18 protein-coding genes are annotated in these 16623 nt (G+C 65.2%); 13 read left to right on the top strand and 5 right to left on the bottom strand.

Annotated features, from left to right (window positions below):
• The first annotated feature begins 112 nt into the window (after positions 1 to 112).
• From ACZ2HM_RS15510 to ACZ2HM_RS15545, 8 genes are all read left to right on the top strand, one after another.
• A complete protein-coding gene (locus ACZ2HM_RS15510) occupies positions 113 to 1771 on the top strand; it encodes an NAD+ synthase (protein ID WP_470425641.1) in 1659 nt (552 codons plus the stop codon).
• 106 nt (positions 1772 to 1877) lie between these two features.
• Positions 1878 to 3206, top strand: coding sequence for a glutamate--tRNA ligase (gene gltX / locus ACZ2HM_RS15515; protein ID WP_470425642.1), 1329 nt, complete (start codon positions 1878 to 1880; stop codon positions 3204 to 3206).
• 94 nt (positions 3207 to 3300) lie between these two features.
• Positions 3301 to 3588 (top strand): CopG family ribbon-helix-helix protein, encoded by a 288-nt coding sequence (locus ACZ2HM_RS15520; RefSeq protein ID WP_069065806.1) that lies wholly within the window; start codon positions 3301 to 3303, stop codon positions 3586 to 3588.
• Positions 3585 to 3899 (top strand): type II toxin-antitoxin system RelE/ParE family toxin, encoded by a 315-nt coding sequence (locus ACZ2HM_RS15525; RefSeq protein WP_470425643.1) that lies wholly within the window; start codon positions 3585 to 3587, stop codon positions 3897 to 3899. Before ACZ2HM_RS15520 ends, ACZ2HM_RS15525 begins: the two co-directional genes overlap by 4 nt.
• A gap of 85 nt (positions 3900 to 3984) precedes the next feature.
• Positions 3985 to 4719: a hypothetical protein gene (locus tag ACZ2HM_RS15530; RefSeq protein ID WP_470425644.1), complete on the top strand. Its 735-nt coding sequence runs from the start codon at positions 3985 to 3987 to the stop codon at positions 4717 to 4719.
• Between the two features lie 34 nt (positions 4720 to 4753).
• Complete coding sequence (locus ACZ2HM_RS15535; RefSeq protein ID WP_470425645.1) at positions 4754 to 4882, top strand: hypothetical protein; 129 nt, start codon at positions 4754 to 4756, stop codon at positions 4880 to 4882.
• Positions 4882 to 5268, top strand: coding sequence for a hypothetical protein (locus tag ACZ2HM_RS15540; RefSeq protein ID WP_470425646.1), 387 nt, complete (start codon positions 4882 to 4884; stop codon positions 5266 to 5268). Before ACZ2HM_RS15535 ends, ACZ2HM_RS15540 begins: the two co-directional genes overlap by 1 nt.
• Positions 5269 to 5559: 291 nt before the next feature.
• Complete coding sequence (locus ACZ2HM_RS15545) at positions 5560 to 6600, top strand: IS110 family RNA-guided transposase (RefSeq protein ID WP_470425647.1); 1041 nt, start codon at positions 5560 to 5562, stop codon at positions 6598 to 6600.
• 626 nt (positions 6601 to 7226) lie between these two features.
• Here ACZ2HM_RS15545 and ACZ2HM_RS15550 read toward each other — a convergent pair.
• From ACZ2HM_RS15550 to hemC, 4 genes are all read right to left on the bottom strand, one after another.
• Positions 7227 to 7976, bottom strand: coding sequence for an alpha/beta hydrolase (locus tag ACZ2HM_RS15550; protein WP_333976085.1), 750 nt, complete (start codon positions 7974 to 7976; stop codon positions 7227 to 7229).
• Positions 7977 to 8086: 110 nt separating this feature from the next.
• The gene (locus tag ACZ2HM_RS15555) at positions 8087 to 8956 is read right to left on the bottom strand and encodes a hypothetical protein (protein WP_470425648.1); all 870 of its coding nucleotides are present in this window, start codon (positions 8954 to 8956) and stop codon (positions 8087 to 8089) included.
• Positions 8957 to 8984: 28 nt separating this feature from the next.
• On the bottom strand, positions 8985 to 9671 hold the full coding sequence (locus ACZ2HM_RS15560) for a uroporphyrinogen-III synthase (RefSeq protein WP_470425649.1): 687 nt from the start codon (positions 9669 to 9671) through the stop codon (positions 8985 to 8987).
• On the bottom strand, positions 9668 to 10594 hold the full coding sequence (gene hemC, locus ACZ2HM_RS15565; protein WP_470425650.1) for a hydroxymethylbilane synthase: 927 nt from the start codon (positions 10592 to 10594) through the stop codon (positions 9668 to 9670). Before hemC ends, ACZ2HM_RS15560 begins: the two co-directional genes overlap by 4 nt.
• A 44-nt stretch (positions 10595 to 10638) precedes the next feature.
• On the opposite strand from hemC, the gene tsaD reads away from it, so the two are divergent.
• The 3 genes from tsaD to ACZ2HM_RS15580 are packed head-to-tail and all read left to right on the top strand — an operon-like array spanning position 10639 to position 14189.
• Positions 10639 to 11673, top strand: a complete 1035-nt coding sequence (tsaD, locus tag ACZ2HM_RS15570) for a tRNA (adenosine(37)-N6)-threonylcarbamoyltransferase complex transferase subunit TsaD (protein ID WP_037477861.1) — start codon at positions 10639 to 10641, stop codon at positions 11671 to 11673.
• The gene (locus tag ACZ2HM_RS15575; RefSeq protein ID WP_037473731.1) at positions 11670 to 12641 is read left to right on the top strand and encodes an NAD(P)H-dependent glycerol-3-phosphate dehydrogenase; all 972 of its coding nucleotides are present in this window, start codon (positions 11670 to 11672) and stop codon (positions 12639 to 12641) included. The genes tsaD and ACZ2HM_RS15575 overlap by 4 nt, the downstream gene beginning before the upstream one ends.
• Before the next feature lie 21 nt (positions 12642 to 12662).
• On the top strand, positions 12663 to 14189 hold the full coding sequence (locus ACZ2HM_RS15580; protein WP_470425651.1) for a lipopolysaccharide biosynthesis protein: 1527 nt from the start codon (positions 12663 to 12665) through the stop codon (positions 14187 to 14189).
• A gap of 39 nt (positions 14190 to 14228) precedes the next feature.
• Here ACZ2HM_RS15580 and ACZ2HM_RS15585 read toward each other — a convergent pair whose 3' ends face one another.
• The gene (locus tag ACZ2HM_RS15585; protein WP_470425652.1) at positions 14229 to 15230 is read right to left on the bottom strand and encodes an adenosine kinase; all 1002 of its coding nucleotides are present in this window, start codon (positions 15228 to 15230) and stop codon (positions 14229 to 14231) included.
• Between the two features lie 138 nt (positions 15231 to 15368).
• Between ACZ2HM_RS15585 and ACZ2HM_RS15590 the strand changes: the two genes are divergently transcribed.
• The gene (locus ACZ2HM_RS15590; protein WP_470425653.1) at positions 15369 to 16034 is read left to right on the top strand and encodes an EI24 domain-containing protein; all 666 of its coding nucleotides are present in this window, start codon (positions 15369 to 15371) and stop codon (positions 16032 to 16034) included.
• Entirely contained in the window at positions 16031 to 16402 is a 372-nt protein-coding gene (locus ACZ2HM_RS15595) for a hypothetical protein (protein WP_037473737.1), read from the top strand. The genes ACZ2HM_RS15590 and ACZ2HM_RS15595 overlap by 4 nt, the downstream gene beginning before the upstream one ends.
• Positions 16403 to 16623: the final 221 nt, after the last annotated feature.

The raw sequence follows: 16623 nt of genomic DNA on the forward strand, positions 1-16623 counted from the left end.
AAGGCGTGACGAATTGATGACGCTGGGTGAAACGCCGCCCCTGTAGCGGCGCGGGGTCGCGGTGGAAAGGCGCTTTTGCGCCAGCCGGAAAAATGCATTAGGGGCCGCGTCCATGACCGACAAACTCGTGATCGCCCTTGCCCAGATGACCCAGTCGGTGGGCGACCTTGCCGCCAATGCCGACGCGATGCTGGAATGGCGGGCTCGGGCGATGGATGCGGACCTGATCGTCTATCCCGAATTGCAGCTGATCGGCTATCCGCCCGAAGATCTGGTGCTGAAACCCGCGCTGGTCGAGCGCGCCAATCAGGAACTCGATCGGCTGGCGCAGGCGACCGGCGATGGCGGCCCGGCGATGCTGGTCGGCACCGTGGTCGCGGCGCAGGGCGTGTTGTTCAACGTCGTCGCGCTGCTGGAAGACGGCGCGGTCACCGCCATCCGCCAGAAGCGCGAGCTGCCCAATTACGGCACGTTCGATGAAAAGCGCCTGTTCGCGCCCGGCCCGCTGCCCGCGCCCATCGACTTCAAGGGCGTCAAGATCGGCGTGCCGATCTGCGAGGATATCTGGTTCCCCTTCGTCACCGCGCATCTGAAGGCGCAGGGCGCGGACATATTGATCAGCCCCAATGGCAGCCCGTTCGAGGTCGACAAGGATGACCGCCGCACCAATGGCGTCGCGGGGACGCGGGTGCGCGAGACCAATCTGCCGCTCGCCTATCTCAACCGCGTCGGCGGGCAGGATGAGCTGGTGTTCGACGGCGCCTCCTTCGTGATGAACGCCGACCTGTCGATCGCGCACCAACTGCCCGACTGGGACGAGGCGCTGGTGCTGACGACGTGGGAGAAGCAGGCCGGACAATGGGTCTGCCTGCCCGGCGATCGCCATGTCCTGGATGACCGGCCCGCCGACATTTACAATGCGATGGTGCTGGGCCTGCGCGACTATGTGAACCGCAACCGCTTCCCCGGCGTCGTGCTGGGCCTGTCGGGCGGGATCGACAGCGCGCTGTCCGCCGCCGTCGCGGTCGATGCGCTGGGGCCGGACCGGGTATGGTGCGTGATGATGCCCTCGCGCTTCACCAGCCAGGACAGCCTCGACGATGCGGTCGCCTGCGCGTGGCTGCTGGGCGTGCGTTACGACAGCATCCCCATCGAACCGGCGGTCGGCGCGTTTGACACGATGCTGGGCGATGTATTCGCCGAGCGGCAGCGCGACCTGACCGAAGAGAATATCCAGTCGCGCATCCGGGGCGTGACGCTGATGGCGCTCAGCAACAAGTTCGGCCACATGCTGCTGACCACCGGCAACAAGAGCGAGATGTCGGTCGGCTATGCGACCATCTATGGCGATATGGCGGGCGGCTATTCGGTGTTGAAGGACGCCTATAAGACGACCGTGTTCGACCTGTGCCATTGGCGCAACGCGAACGTCCCGACGCTGGGCGAAGGCTTTGGCCCCACCGGCCCGGTGATGCCGGAGCGGGTGATCAGCAAGCCGCCCAGCGCCGAATTGCGCGCCGACCAGCGCGACGATGACAGCCTGCCGCCCTATGAAGTGCTGGACCCCATCCTCTACGGCCTGGTCGAGGAGGAATTGTCGGTCGAGCAATTGGTCGCGCGCGGCTTCGAGCGCGAGACCGTCGCCCGGATCGAACGGCTGCTCTATGTCGCCGAATATAAGCGCCGCCAGTCGCCCCCCGGCGTGAAGCTCGGCACCCGCAACTTCGGCCGCGACCGGCGCTATCCGATCACTAATGCGTTTAGAACATGACACCCCAAACTCCGTTCGGGCTGAGCTTGTCGAAGCCTCGTCCTTCTTCTGAAGAAGAACAGCCCTTCGACAGGCTCAGGGCGAACGGGATCAGGACCAGATATCCATGACCGTCATCACCCGTTTCGCGCCGTCCCCGACCGGCCATCTCCATGTCGGCAATATCCGCGCCGCGCTGCATAACTGGCTGTTCGCACAGAAGAGCGGCGGGCAATTCCTGCTGCGGCTGGACGATACCGACCTCGAACGCTCGCGCCCCGAATATGCCGATGCGATCCGCGCCGACCTGCACTGGCTGGGCCTGACCTGGGACGCGGAGGCCAAACAGTCCGAGCGGTTCGCGCTGTATGAAAGCCGGTTCGCGGCGTTGCGCGCGGCGGGCCAGGTCTATCCCGCCTATGAGACGCAACAGGAACTGGAATTGCGGCGCAAGGTGCTGCTGGGCCGGGGATTGCCGCCAGTCTATGATCGCGGCGCGCTGAGCCTGACGCCGGACCAGATCGCCACCTATGAAGCCGAAGGCCGCCGCCCGCATTGGCGCTTCAAGCTGGACCATGACCAGCCGATCGTCTGGACCGACCTCATTCGCGGCGAACAGCGCTTTGACCCCAAATTGCTGTCCGATCCGGTGATCCGCCGCGCCGATGGCAGTTGGCTCTATATGCTGCCGTCGGTGATCGATGACATCGACATGGGCGTCACCCATGTGCTGCGCGGCGAGGATCATGTGTCCAACACCGCGACCCAGATCCAGATGTTTACAGCGCTCGGCGCGCCGCTCCCCGCCTTCGCGCATGAGGCGCTGCTGACCGGGGCGGAGGGCAAGCTGTCCAAGCGACTGGGGTCGCTCGGCGTCGCCCATTTCCGCGAACTGGGGCTGGAGCCCATGGCGATCGCGTCGCTGCTGGCGCGGCTCGGCAGCAGCCAGTCGGTTGAGCCGTTCGCCGACATGCAGCCGCTGATCGCCAGCTTCGATTTCGCCCATTTCGGCCGCGCGCCCGCGCGCTTCGATGAGGCGGAACTGGCGGGGCTGAACCAGAAAATCGTGCATCTCCTGCCCTATGATACGGTGGCCGCGCGGCTGCCCGACGGCATGGACGCCCCGGCATGGGATGCGATCCGCCCCAATCTGGAGACGGTGGCGGGTGCAGCCGACTGGTGGCGCATCGTCACCGGCCCCATCGACGCCCCCGCGCGGGACGCCGAAGACCAGGACTTCCTGATCGCCGCGCACCGCCTGCTAACCGACCTACCCTTCGACGCGGCCATCTGGCGCGCGCTGACAGAGGTGCTCAAGGGTGAAACCGGCCGCAAGGGCAAGCCCCTCTTCCTCCCCCTGCGCCGCGCCCTGACGGGCCTCGATCACGGCCCGGACATGAGCCTGCTGCTGCCGCTGATCGGCCAGGACGAAGCGCTGCGCCGCCTCCAGTCCTGAGGGGCATTGGGGTGCGGACACAGGCATAAAATCCTCCCCTACAACGGGAGTTGTGTTACCATGTACTAACCTTGTAACACATGGAGATGGCGGCATGGGCGAGTCCACCTTTACCTTCCGGGTCGATGATACCCTTAAAAGCGCCTTTGCCGACGCGGCGAAGGCGCATGATCGCACCGGAGCACAACTCATCCGCGATTTCATGCGCGACTATGTGGCGGGCGAACGCCGAGCGGCTGACCATGACGCATGGTTCCGGGAGCAGGTGCAGGTCGGGCTGGATTCGGCCAATGCCGGACGTCTGGTCTCTGACGACGACGTCGAACAGGAAGCGGAGGCATGGCGGAACGAGACGCGGGCTAGGATGGCTGGCAGGGCGTGAAGCTCGCCTGGACGCTTGAGGCAGGCCAAGACCGGCGGCACATACGCACCTACATCGCCAAGGAAAATCCAGCGGCCGCCCTGACGCTGGATGCATTGTTCACGAAGAAAGCGCGCAATCTGGTCAACCATCCCGCAATCGCACGCCCAGGCCGTGTGACAGGGACATACGAGCTAGTGGTGCATCGCAACTATATCCTGGTTTACGATGTCGCCGACGATCTGGTGCGCATCCTGCGCTTGCTCCATGCGCGCCGCCAGTGGCCGCCGATCGCTGGCATCGCGGATCAAGCGGAAACCCCGAATGAATGAACGGATTTCACCTGTTTTTCGCACAACAGCCCCGTTTCTTAACAAAGTCCCGCTAATGACCAATCGAGTTGGCAGGTGAAACTGGATGAAAGATCGGGACCGCAACATCTTGGCGAAACGGACAATGCTTGGCCTGTTCGCCGGTGGAGCGGCCTCGCTGCTCGTCGGCTGTGGCGACGTTGATACTGACAATTTGGCGTTCTTCTACACGCCCTATCACTATGCGCTGAAGGCGGAGATCGAGACGCCCCAAGGGGACCGATCCGGCTCAAGCGTAATCGAGGTCAAACAATCTTATCGCAGTTTCAAGGTGATGGGCGAAGCGGTCGCCATAGACCTGCCTAACGAGCAAACCCTTTTCGTGCTGCTGCACTCGCCATCCAGCGAAGATTGGGCCTCTCGTGCCGACGAATCGATGAATTTCAAGCCCGACACAACGACCCCAGAAGCCTATTGGCAGCGCATAGCGAACGATCGCGGCACCTATCCGGTGAAGCGGCGTCGCGTGACGGCGATAGAAGATAGCGATAATTACCCTTACATGGTGCGCTTCCGCGACATTCGCGATCCTGCCAGCGTCGAATTAGTCGATCCCGATAACTTGGCCGCGACATTCGGTGCCGGATACAGGCTCAAAAGCCTGACCGTGCAGTTCACCGATGCTCCCGTAAGCCTGGGCATTAGAAAGCGATTGCCGTGGTTGGAAGATGTGGGTCGAAAGCGAGGGTCTTTGATTCCTAATCCCCCTAGAGTTGCGACGGATTCAAATCGAGTGAGGCTTATTTCACCGGGCGATTTTAGCACTGAATTATACAAGTGATTTCAGTTGGACCAACAAAGACGGCGGCAATCACATGACGGGCGGCGGCAAAAGCCTGTTTCCCGACATTTCGCTCGCTTTTAAGAAAGTGCCACTACCCCATGCCGAGTTGACAGCGAGTGGCAATTTTGAAGATGCGCGTGATGCGCTGGGGATGGCGTGATGGTATTGGCCTTCGATTTTGAACGGAAAGTAACCGTAGATACCGAAACAGGTAATTACATGGTTTATACGCCAACTCATTGGCAGGATCCGTATCTTCACTTCACCATCCGTTCGTCAGATGATCGACCGATATTCGGTGCTGATGTAGAGAGGGATGTAATTGACGAGATCGGTCAAGGCGGAGCAACTCTTGAGCGGTTCATCGTGCGACGTGTTTGGTTTCCTTCGGGACGGCCGGAGAAGCCGACCTATTTCTGGGGTGAAACAGAATTCATCGGCAAGCTGGAAGCCTTCATCACATTCTGGGCGAAGGGAACAAAGCCCGTAAGCCCTCAGCCGCGAATTGAATTTTTTGATGGCCGGAGCGTGCAAGGAAAATCTTGATGAGTGTGGGCGGCGGCAATCACATGATAGGCGTCAGGAAGCGATGAAAATTCCCGTTAATTGCGCCAATCTCCAGATTGCGCGGCCCTTCATCCTACTCACTTGTCCGAGAAACACTGCCGGATGGTAAAAATGCCCCGGAAACCCGAAAGCATGGTTTTCCGTCACCATAGCATCTCCACTATCGGCCTATGCCTGTTCGAAACCGGATGCGGTGGATGGCTCCCGCTCACGGCATCTAAGTGCCAAGATGGGTTTGCTGTCATGCAACCCGAGAAGGAGCCACCCGCCATGGAGATTAGCACGATCGGCCTCGATTTGGCCAAGAACGTTTTTCAGGTTCACGGTATCAGCGCGACCGGTGAGGTCGTCATTCGCAAGGCGCTGCGACGATCGCAGATGCTACCGTTCTTCGAGAAGCTGCCGCCGTGCCTGGTAGGCGCCGAGGCCTGCGGGACATCGCATCACTGGGCGCGCGAACTGACCAAGCTGGGTCATGAGGTTCGGCTGATGCCGGCGGCTTACGTGAAGCCTTACGTAAAGCGCGGAAAGAACGACGCCGCCGATGCTGAGGCAATCTGCGAAGCGGTTACACGTCAGACGATGCGGTTCGTGCCCATCAAGTCGCGCGAGCAGCAGGCGGCGTTGTCGCTGCACCGCGTGCGCCAGCTGTTGATCAAACAGCGCACGCAGCTGGTGAACATGATGCGCAGCGTGCTCGCAGAACTGGGCGTCGCCATCCCGGTCGGGATCGTGAAGGCAATGCAGATGGCGCGGGAAATCGTCGACGGCGAGTCAAAGATCGATCTGCCGACCGAGGCGACCAACGTCGTTGCCATGCTGGCAGGGCAACTGCTCCAGCTTCACGCCCAGTTACGCAAGCTCGACCTGCGTCTCGCCGCTCTGCAGCGGAGCGACGAGCGGGCCCGGCGTCTGGCGACGATCCCTGGTATCGGGCCGATCGGCGCGACCGCACTCGCCGCGTCGGTGACCGATCCAAGCCAGTTCTCGTCAGGGCGCCAATTCGCCGCCTGGCTAGGGCTGACCCCGCGACAGAGTTCGAGTGGCGGCAAGGAACGCTTGGGGCGCATTACCAAGATGGGCGACCGATATCTGCGGCAGCTCCTGGTTGTCGGCGCAACCGCGCTCGTCCGATACGCCAAGCAGAAACCCAGCACGGTCGATCCGCGCTTCGTCGCATTGCTCGCCAGAAAGCCCGCGCGTGTCGCCTCGGTCGCCATCGCCAACAAGATGGCGCGGATCGCATGGGCGGTCATGGCGCGCGGCGGCGTCTTCGAACGCGGGCATGCGCCGATGCTGGCGGCAGCATAGATCAAGAGTTTAGCTGAGGAGATCAGCTTCACGAGGTTGTGAGAGCGAAGGATGTGATGGCAAAACCGGTCGGACCGGGAACAAGGACAACCCAAGGAATGTCATAGGCGTAATAGCCTGCAAACCCGATCGGACCTTGTTCGCGGACCCCATCAGGGCCAGCAGTCTGCACCGACTGCATCAACAGGCCGGACAGACGACTGCACCCGACGGAACGTCAGATCATCACTTTATGCTTGCAACGCGGGAGCCATCCACAGACGATATTCCGCAAACGACCCATTTAATGCGAAACCTATCTGATCCGACACCCCCCAAATCCTATTCCCCTTCCAATGTAGGATTTCCTCTGGTCTATCCTTGTCGATGGACCAGCACACCCTTCGCGCCCGCGCGCCCCAGCGGGCAATCGCCAACCCCTCACATCCTTGTGACCCACCTGTCGCGTCCCTGTCGCGGGGGTGGCGCGTCACAGTGACTTTACAGGCGCGTCGGAGGAGCGTTGCGAGTGCTTCGGCCGCACTTGCCCGCCACTATTCCCGCAAAAAGAGCCGGAAAATCGCTGCCTGCAACGGTGTGAACTTGCGCCCTGTGACCCTGCCGTCGCGCCGCGACGTCTGGACGCCTTATGCGCGCATCGACTCCAACGCCTTGGCGACGCCCAATATGCCTTCGGGCGCGGCGGCGAAGCCCATATGGGTGCAATCGACCTCGATCGCCTTGTCGCGTTCGCCGCTGCGGCCCTTGGCGCATTCGGGCAGGATCACGCCGTCGCGCTGCGACCACAATGCGACCGTGGGCACCGGCGGCTTGACTTCGCGGGTGCATGGGAAGGGCGGTTTATCGACCGGGAAGCCCGATACGAGTTGATAGAGCCGCCAGGCATGATTGGCGCGCGGATCGCCGGAAAAGGGCGTGCCCAGCGTCACCACACCGCCGACCTTGTGCGTCGCATATTTGGCATATTCGCGCGCATACAGGCCGCCGAGGCTCCAGCCGACGAGCGTCACCGGCCCGCCGCCTGCACGCCGGATGGCATCGACGCGGCGGTCGATCTGGTCGAGGCTGTCGGGTTTCGGCCCATAATTGCGGCCCATCGCCCAGTCATGCGCGGCATAGCCCGCTGCGGTCAAAATCTGCCGCATGGCGTCCATCCGCCGTTCGGACGCGAGCAAGCCGGGGATCAACAATATGGAACGACCATCACCCTTGATCTGCTGCGCCAGCGCGTCCGCCTGCGCCTGCGTGCGGGCGAGGTCACGGGGAAGCGACAGGTTGCCAAGCAGATGCGACAAGGACGGCCGCACCGGCGCGGCTGGCCCCGATGCGAAACGATCTTTCCAAAAACTGCTGACGGTTTGAGCGTAAGGTGGCACGAGAACAAGAATCCCAGGCCCATTCGGGCAAAGATGACGTTATCGTGACAAACACTGCGCGCGTCTATTGGTTTCGTCTTATGAGACGAACGGTTCGTCGCTGTTATGGTTCAGGGCGTTGGAGTGACCGGGGTGACGGGCGCGGGATCAACGGCCTGCAAAGGGCGCGGTTCCAGGATCGCGGCGGTTTCGATGAGGTCCAGCGCGCGCCGCGCTTCGAGATAGCGGCGCGCAAATTGCAGCCAGCGATCGGCGGCGGCGCGGCCGGGCATCCGCTCCACTTCGGCCAGCGCCGCGCTCACCCGCCCGCCGTCGAGATAGCGCACGGCCCGCTCCAGCGCGGCCTGGGGCCGGGGGGAGGGAGTCGAAGCCTTGCGAATCGTCACCAATTCGCGCGCTTCATGGGCGATGGCATCCCACCAGTCGCTTTCCACCGGCGGCGTGGTCAATCGATCGCTCAGGTCAGTGAGGCCGACACGCAAATCGGCCAGCGTCACCGGTTCGCGCGCGGCATTGATGATGGTGGCGACGGCGCGGGGTTGGGCCTGGCCGAAACGAGAGCGCAACTGCGCCTCGATATAGCCGAGCGGCCCGCCATTATCGAGCGCGCGGCGCGCGGCAAAGGCGATCAGCAGCCCTTCGGCACGGGCGGCATTGCCCGAAGCGGCCTGCGCCTCGACCGTGATGCGGGTCAGTCGTTCGTCGAGCGCGGCGACGCGGGCGTCGAGCATCTGCGCGCTGCTGGCGGTCAGCGCGCCGGGCGTAATGGCGGCAGAAGGCGCGCCCGTCCGCGGCACGGCGGCGACCGGCTGGGCCGGTTGCGGGTTCCAGCGCTTTTGAATCTGTGGCCAGGCCCAGGCGGTCAGCGCGACGCCGATCAGGAAGGCGAGCAGCATCAACGTCACCAGCGGCAGGGTGCTGCGCCGACGGGCAGGGGGCGGGGTTACGGGGATACTCCTATCGCCGTCCGCGTCGTGCATGCTGACCCTTTCGCCTGTCATTGTCCCGTCATTCGCACAAAGAAAGGGCGAGGGCCAGCATGTCGTCATCGACCGGCTTGTGCGGCGCGGAAAGGCTGGCCCAGCCGCTGCCGCAAGCGGCCAGCGCGGCGTGGCTGATCGCCACGATATGCAGCGCGCTCCGCTGATCGAGCGGGATGCGTTCGGCCAGTCGCTCGCCCGCGCGCGGCGAATGGACGAGCAGGATGGCGCCGGGGATAGCATCGTGCAGCAGCGCCGGGTCGGGCGGCAGGCTGGCCATGCTATAGACGGCGATCCGGGTGAGGCGCAGCGGCCCGGCGTCCATCGGCGCGACCGTGGTGCCCGCCAGATGGAGGACGGCGCGATGACCATCCGCCTCAATCCGGGCGGCAATGGCGCTGGCGTCGCGCTCGCCACAGGTCACGGCGACAAAGCCTGCTTCCTGCAACGCCGCCGCCGTCGCCGCGCCGACCGCATAGGTCGGGAGCGCGCGATACGCGGCCAGTCGCGCTCCGGCCAGCCGCACCGTATTGGCACTGGTCAGCAGCAGCGCGTCGAATCCGTCGGCCGGGGGCGCGGCCCAATCAAGCGGCAACGGCGCGAACAGCGGATGGCACAGCACGTCGAAGCCCAGGCGCGCGGCTTTGTCCGCCGTCCTGCCCGCCGCCGGTTCGGGGCGCAGGATGATGAGCCGTCTCGCCCCTCGAACCCTCACCCTTCGAACAAGGCCCGCAGCGCCGGGCTGGCCTGCTCCAGCAGCGCGCGGCCGATTGCCTGCGCCACCACATCGTCGCCGCGCGCCAGCCATGTTTCCTGGGCCACCGTTTCCTGCCCGTCGGGGCTGATGATCTCGGCGCGCAGATATAGCCCATCGCCATCCACCACCGCCAGCGCGGCGATCGGCGAATGGCAGGTGCCACCCAGCGCCTTCAACACCGCACGCTCGGCGGCCACGGCATCGGTCGTGTCGACATCGCTGATAACGGCCAGCACTTCGAGCAGTGGCGCATTGTCGGCCAGCGCTTCGATCCCCACCGCGCCCTGCGACGGGGCGGGCAGCATCGTGTCGATCGGGATGGTCACGCCGACATCACTCTGGTCGAGCCGGTCGAGGCCCGCCGCCGCCAGCAGCGTGGCATGGACTTCCCCCGCCGCCAACTTGGCGAGGCGGGTGGCGACATTGCCGCGAAACAAGGTGATGGTAGCGTCGGGGCGCAGCCGCATGACCTGCGCGGCGCGGCGCGGCGAACTGGTGCCGACGACCGGATTGGCGGGCAGCGCGTCGAAACTGTCCACCCCCACCAGCTTGTCGCGCACATCGGCGCGCGGCAGCATCGCGGCGATCTGGAAGATGGCGGGGCGGATCGTTTCGACATCCTTCATGCTGTGGACGGCGAAGTCGATCTCCTGCGCGACCAGCGCGCGCTCCAACTCCTTGGTCCACAGCGCCTTGCCGCCAATATCGGCAAGCGCCCGGTCCTGGATCCGGTCGCCGCTGGTCTGGACGGTGACGATCTCGATCGCATCCGGTGCCCAGCCATGGGCGGTGATGAGGGCATGGGCGGTCATGTGCGCCTGGGCCAGCGCAAGCGGGGAGCCTCTGGTGCCAAGGCGCAACGGTCGATCGGACAAATACATATGCGGCTTGCTCTAATGACCACGGGCTTTAGATGGAAGCGGCAATGACAATCATCCTTGGCCTGGAATCGAGCTGCGATGAAACCGCAGCGGCGCTGGTGACGGCCGACGGGCGGATATTGGCCCATCGTCTGGCCACGCAGGAGGAGGCGCATCGCCCCTATGGCGGCGTCGTGCCCGAAATCGCGGCGCGCGCGCATGTCGAGGCGTTGACGCCCCTGATCGCGGCGGCGCTGGCGGATGCGGAAATGACCTTGGCCGATGTCGATGTGATCGCCGCGACCGCCGGGCCGGGGCTGATCGGTGGCGTGATGGTGGGCCTCGTCACCGGCAAGGCGCTGGCCCATGCGGCGGGCAAGCCCCTGATCGCGGTCAATCATCTGGAAGGCCATGCGCTGTCGCCGCGCCTCGCCGACCGGACGCTGCAATTTCCTTACATGCTGCTGCTGGTGTCGGGCGGCCATTGCCAGATATTGCTCGTGCGCGGGCCGGGCGAATATGCGCGGCTGGCGACGACGATCGACGATGCGGCGGGCGAGGCGTTCGACAAGACCGCCAAGCTGCTGGGGCTGGGCTATCCTGGCGGGCCGCTGGTCGAAAAGGCGGCGGCGCAGGGCAATGCCAAGGCGGTGCCGCTGCCCCGCCCGCTGGTCGGCACGGCCGAACCGCATTTTTCCTTCGCGGGTCTTAAAAGCGCGGTGATGCGCGCGGTCCAGTCTGGACATTATTCGACGCAGGATATCGCCGCGAGCTTTCAGCAGGCGGTGATAGACTGCCTGATCGACCGCACCCGCCGCGCGCTGGGCTCGGACGAGCCCGTGACGGCGCTGGTCGTCGCCGGGGGTGTCGCCGCCAATCAGGCGATTCGCGGCGCGCTCGAAGCGCTGGCGGCGGAGCATGACCTGCCCTTCGTCGCGCCGCCGCTTTGGCTTTGTACCGACAATGCGGCGATGATCGCCTGGGCGGGGGCAGAGCGCTATGCCGTGGGGCTGGTCGATGATCTGACCTTCCCCGCCCGACCGCGCTGGCCGCTCGACCCGGCGGCGGAAAAGGCGCGCGGAGCGGGAGTGAAAGCATGAAGGCGGGGGTCATAGGAGCGGGTGCCTGGGGCACGGCGCTGGCGCAATTGCTGGCCGCCGATGGACAGGCGGTGCGGCTATGGGCGCTGGAGGCCGAGGTGGTCGATGCGGTCAACGGGTCGCAGGAAAATCCGCTCTATCTGCCGGGCATCCCGCTCTCGCCCTCGATCGCCGCGACCGGCGCGATGGCGGATATGGCCGATTGCGACCTGTTGCTGGTGGTCAGTCCCGCCCAGTATCTGCGTAGCGTCGTGGCGCAGGCACCCGCCGGCGTGCCGCTGCTACTCTGTTCCAAGGGGATTGAGGCGGGCACCAGCCTGCTGATGTCGGAGGTTGCGCAACAGGCGCAGCCCCGATCGCCGATCGCCGTCCTGTCCGGCCCGACCTTTGCGCATGAAGTGGCGCGCGGCTTGCCGACCGCGATCACGCTGGCCTGCGAGGACCGGGCGCTGGGCGAACGGCTGGCGGCGCGGATCGCCCGACCGGCCTTCCGCCCCTATCTGTCCGACGATGTGATCGGCGCGGAGATTGGCGGTGCGGTCAAGAATGTGCTGGCGATCGCCTGTGGCGTGGCCGAGGGCGCGGGCCTGGGCCTTAATGCGCGGGCGGCTCTGATCAGTCGCGGTTTTGCCGAAATGACGCGCTTTGGCCTGGCGCGCGGCGCGCGGGCGGAGACGCTGGGCGGGCTGTCGGGACTGGGCGATCTCGTCCTCACCTGCTCGTCCACCAATTCGCGTAACTTCTCGCTGGGCAAGGGGCTGGGGGAGGGTCAGTCAGCCGCCGATCTGCTGGCCAACCGCCGCACCGTGGCCGAGGGCGCGTTCACCGCGCCGGTGCTGCGCGCTGCGGCGCTGGCGGCAGGGGTCGAAATGCCGGTGGTGGACGCGGTGTGCGCGCTGCTGGCCGACGCCGTGCCGCTCGCCCAGGTCATCGACGCGCTGCTCGCGCGTCCGTTGCGTCCCGAATAGCCGCCGCGCCGCAGCATCCACTTGTCTACAGATAACCTCACGGGTCCGTCCCTATCGGCCGCCGCCGTCGCGCAGAGCGATCAGGATGATATCGCCGCCTTGGCCAAGGGCGGCCGGACCAATATCTTCGGCTTCCTGCTGCGGCTCGCGGCGCGGCTGCCCTTCCTGTTCATCGCCGGGCGCGTCTATGGTGCCGAAGCGCTGGGCCGCTTCGCCTATGCGGTGCTGGTGGTGGAATTCGTCGCGCAGCTTGCCACGCTGGGGCTGAAGCGCGGGCTGGCAGGCGCGCTCAGCCAGACCGAACGGCCGCATAATCATGTCGTGACCGATGCGATGGTGCTGACGCTGACCGCGTCGCTGCTAGGGGCGGCGCTATTGCTCGTCTTTCCGCAGGCGATGTTTCCCAATAGCGGCATAAACGGCCTCGACCGGCTGCTGGCGCTGATCGTCATCGCGGTTGCCGGGTCCGACGTGGCGCTGGCGGCCTGCGCCTATCGGTTCGATGTCGGCGCGACGGTGCGGGCGCGGGCGATCATCGAACCCTGGACGATCAGCATCGCGGTCTTCGCCTTTTCCTTCTACTCCCGGCGGGACGGCCTGATTATGGCCTATGCCATGGCGATGACTGCGGCATTGATCGCCTCACTGATCCCGATGGTGCGCCATTATGGCATACCGACGGGCTGGCGACCCAATTTTCCGCGACTGTGGCGGATGGCCCGGCGCAACCTGCCGCTGGCGGCCGCCGATGGCGTCGAATGGGGGTCGCGGCGACTGGACATGGCAATATTGGGCCTGTTCGTCAGCCCGGCGGTGATCGGCGTCTATTATGTCGCGCAGCAGGTCGCGTCGCTGCCGCAAAAGCTCAAGACCAGTTTCGACCCGATCCTTGGGCCGGTCATCACCCGCAACCTGGCCGAAAACAACCTGGTCGGCATTGCGCGGCAGGTGAGCCAAGTGGGTTTCTGGATCATCGCGGCGCAGGCGGGGATTGCGCTCGCGCTCGCCATTCCGGGCGAGGCGGTGATGGGTTTGGTCGGTCCCAATTTCGTCGCGGGCACCGGAGCGCTGGGCTTCCTGCTGCTGGCAGAGGTCATTGCGGCGACGGCGGTCGTCAGCGAATCGGCGCTGGTCTATATTGCGCGGCATCGCAATTTGATGATCTCTCTCGGCATGATCGGGTGCCAGGCGGCGTTCAGTTTCGCGCTGATCCTGGGTGCGCGTGCGATAGAATTGCCGCCAATGTGGCTGGCGGCGGCACCGGCGCTGGCGCTGTGCCTGTCGCTGGGGATCGGGGCGTTCGTCAAGGCGCGGTTGCTGTCGCGCTTGCTGGGTGCGCCGATCAATGCCTGGCGCTGGTCGCTGCTGAGCGCGGCGGCGGTCGCCAGCTTGGTGGGGGCCGCGGTCACTGCCCTGCCGCCACGGCTAGAATGGGTCGAGCTGGCGGTCGGCATCTGGGTGATTTTGGGGGCCTATGGCTTCGTCATCTGGCGCTGGGGCTTTGGCTCCGAAGACCGGGCGCTGTTTCGGAAGAAAAAGGTGGATTGAACGGACGGAGGGGCAATACCCCTCCGTTTTTCTGTTCGGTCAGGCGAAGAGTTTGTCGCGGATGATGCCGAGATCGGCTTCGGGGCGAGCGCCCCAGTGGGAGATGACTTCGGCCGCGGCGGCAGCACCCAGCGCCAGGCAGTCTTCGACCCCGCGCCCGTCGATATGGGCGGCGAGGAAGCCGGCGGCGAACAGGTCGCCCGCGCCGGTCGTGTCGATGATATCGGTGACCGGCGCAGCGGGCGCTTCGTAGCGGACGCCATCGACGATCGCGACTGCGCCCTTTTCACTGCGCGTCGACACCAGCACCGGCACCTTGTCGGCGAACAGGGCCAGCGCCTTGTCAAAGCCATCCACGGCGGCGAGCGACTGGATTTCGCCCTCGTTCGAGAAGAGGATGTCGATCTGGCCATTGTCGATCAGGTCGAGGAAATCGGCGCGATGGCGGTCGATCACGAAATTGTCGGACAGGGTGAAGGCGACCTTGCGCCCCGCGCCGCGTGCGGCATCGATCGCGGCGCGCATCGCGGCGCGCGGCTGTTCGGGATCCCAGAGATAACCTTCGAGATAGAGGATGCCGGCCGAGCGGATGAGGTCGAGGTCGAGCGCGGCTTCGGGCAGGAATTGCGAGGCGCCCAGAAAGGTGTTCATCGTCCGCTGCGCATCGGGCGTCACCAGGATCAGGCAGCGCGCGGTCGGAATGTCGCCGGTGGCGGCGGGCGTGTCGAAACGGATGCCGAGCGCGCGAACGTCATGCGCAAACACGTCGCCCAACTGGTCGTCATTGACCTGACCGATGAAGCCGCAGCTTTTGCCCAGCGCGGCAAGGCCCGCCAAGGTGTTAGCGGCCGATCCACCACTGATTTCCTTGGCCTGACCCATGTCGGCATAAAGGCTTTCTGCCATGTCGGCGTCGATCAGCTGCATGCCGCCCTTGGTCAGCGCATGTTCGGCGAGGAAGGCGTCATCGCTGCGCGCCAGAACGTCGACGATGGCGTTGCCGATGGCGACGACATCCAATGTGGGGGCGGGAGAGGTCACGCAAATTCCTTGGGTCAGAGAAGAATAAAAATCCCGCCGTCTCTATAGGCGCGGCCCGTGCGGTGCAACCGGGGCTGATGGAGGCGGTGATGAGAGGGGGCGATTGACGGCGATGGCTGGGGCGGGGATAGTCGCCCCATGTTCCTGACCGCTGCGCTGCGCGCTTTCCCCTCCCTCTTCCATGGCGCGGCGTTGTGGCTGTTGTTCAAGACGCTGACGCTGACGCTGCTGATCTTCGCGGCGCTGGGTGGCGGCATATGGGCGGGCTTTCATGCGCTGCGGCTCCATTATGGCTGGGGTGGAGGGGGTTTGGCCGAAGCGACGGCGACCGCTTTGGCGGTGGTGGCGCTTGGCTGGCTGTTGTTCCGGGCGACGGCGATGGCGGTGATGGGCCTGTTCGCCGACGACATCGTCGAAGCGGTCGAGCGCCAATCCTATCCTGCTGCTGCCGCCATGGCGCGGCCAGTGGGCTGGGGGCGCAGCGGACGCTATGCGCTGGCCTCGGTGCGCCGGACGCTGGGGTGGAACCTGCTGGCGCTGCCCGCCTATTTGCTGCTGCTGGTGACCGGGGTGGGGACGATCGGGCTGTTCCTGGCGCTCAACGCCTATCTGCTGGGGCGCGACATGGCCGATATGGTCGAGCCGCGTCATCCCGCGCTGCCGCCGATCGGACGGGGCAGCCGTTGGCTGATGGGGCTATTGTCGGCGATCGCCTTCCTGGTGCCGCTGGTCAACCTGCTTGCACCGATCTGGAGCGCGGCTATGGCGGTGCATATGCTGCATGGCCAAAGGAAATCCGCATGACATCCCTGCGTCCCGCGCTGGCGGCGCTGCTGTCGCTGCCGCTTGCCGCCTGTGGCGCGGGCACGGTGGTCCCGCGCATCGGCACGCCCGCCCCCGCCGGTCCCCCGGCCAGCGCCTTTGCCAAGCAAGGCCCGCTGATGGGGTCGGATGCCGGCGCGCTGACCCGGATGTTCGGCACGCCCCGGCTCGACATTCGCGAAACCACGGTGCGCAAACTGCAATTCGCCAATGGCCGCTGCGTGCTCGACGCCTATCTCTATTCGCCCGCGCGGGGAAAAGAGCCGGTGGTGACGCATGTGGACGCCCGGACGCCGACCGGATCGGATGTCGATCCGGCTGCCTGCGCGACAGCGCTGCGCGCGAAATAATCGGCCATCAGGGTCACAGGGTTGAAGTTCACGCCGTTGCAGGCGTGGGTTTTTCTGGGGTTGTGGACGGAATAGCCGTGGTGACGTACCGCCGACGCGACAGCGAAGCCGCTGCAAGGTCACAGCCACGCGCCGCCTACGCGACGGGGACGCGACAGGTGGGGCACAGGCGCGCGACGGTTTTGGGGGCATTGGCAGGGGGTGGCTAGGGCGGAGGGCGT

Source organism: Sphingobium sp. KKT206 (genome assembly GCF_055640555.1).

Excerpts from the sequence above, each read along its gene's own strand:
- ACZ2HM_RS15510 (WP_470425641.1), top strand. The coding sequence starts at position 113 with ATGACCGACAAACTCGTGATCGCCCTTGCCCAGATGACCCAGTCGGTG.
- gltX (WP_470425642.1), top strand. The coding sequence starts at position 1,878 with ATGACCGTCATCACCCGTTTCGCGCCGTCCCCGACCGGCCATCTCCAT.
- ACZ2HM_RS15520 (WP_069065806.1), top strand. The coding sequence starts at position 3,301 with ATGGGCGAGTCCACCTTTACCTTCCGGGTCGATGATACCCTTAAAAGC.
- ACZ2HM_RS15530 (WP_470425644.1), top strand. The coding sequence starts at position 3,985 with ATGAAAGATCGGGACCGCAACATCTTGGCGAAACGGACAATGCTTGGC.
- ACZ2HM_RS15535 (WP_470425645.1), top strand. The coding sequence starts at position 4,754 with ATGACGGGCGGCGGCAAAAGCCTGTTTCCCGACATTTCGCTCGCTTTT.
- ACZ2HM_RS15540 (WP_470425646.1), top strand. The coding sequence starts at position 4,882 with ATGGTATTGGCCTTCGATTTTGAACGGAAAGTAACCGTAGATACCGAA.
- ACZ2HM_RS15545 (WP_470425647.1), top strand. The coding sequence starts at position 5,560 with ATGGAGATTAGCACGATCGGCCTCGATTTGGCCAAGAACGTTTTTCAG.
- ACZ2HM_RS15555 (WP_470425648.1), bottom strand. The coding sequence starts at position 8,956 with ATGCACGACGCGGACGGCGATAGGAGTATCCCCGTAACCCCGCCCCCT.
- hemC (WP_470425650.1), bottom strand. The coding sequence starts at position 10,594 with ATGTATTTGTCCGATCGACCGTTGCGCCTTGGCACCAGAGGCTCCCCG.
- tsaD (WP_037477861.1), top strand. The coding sequence starts at position 10,639 with ATGACAATCATCCTTGGCCTGGAATCGAGCTGCGATGAAACCGCAGCG.
- ACZ2HM_RS15575 (WP_037473731.1), top strand. The coding sequence starts at position 11,670 with ATGAAGGCGGGGGTCATAGGAGCGGGTGCCTGGGGCACGGCGCTGGCG.
- ACZ2HM_RS15590 (WP_470425653.1), top strand. The coding sequence starts at position 15,369 with ATGTTCCTGACCGCTGCGCTGCGCGCTTTCCCCTCCCTCTTCCATGGC.
- ACZ2HM_RS15595 (WP_037473737.1), top strand. The coding sequence starts at position 16,031 with ATGACATCCCTGCGTCCCGCGCTGGCGGCGCTGCTGTCGCTGCCGCTT.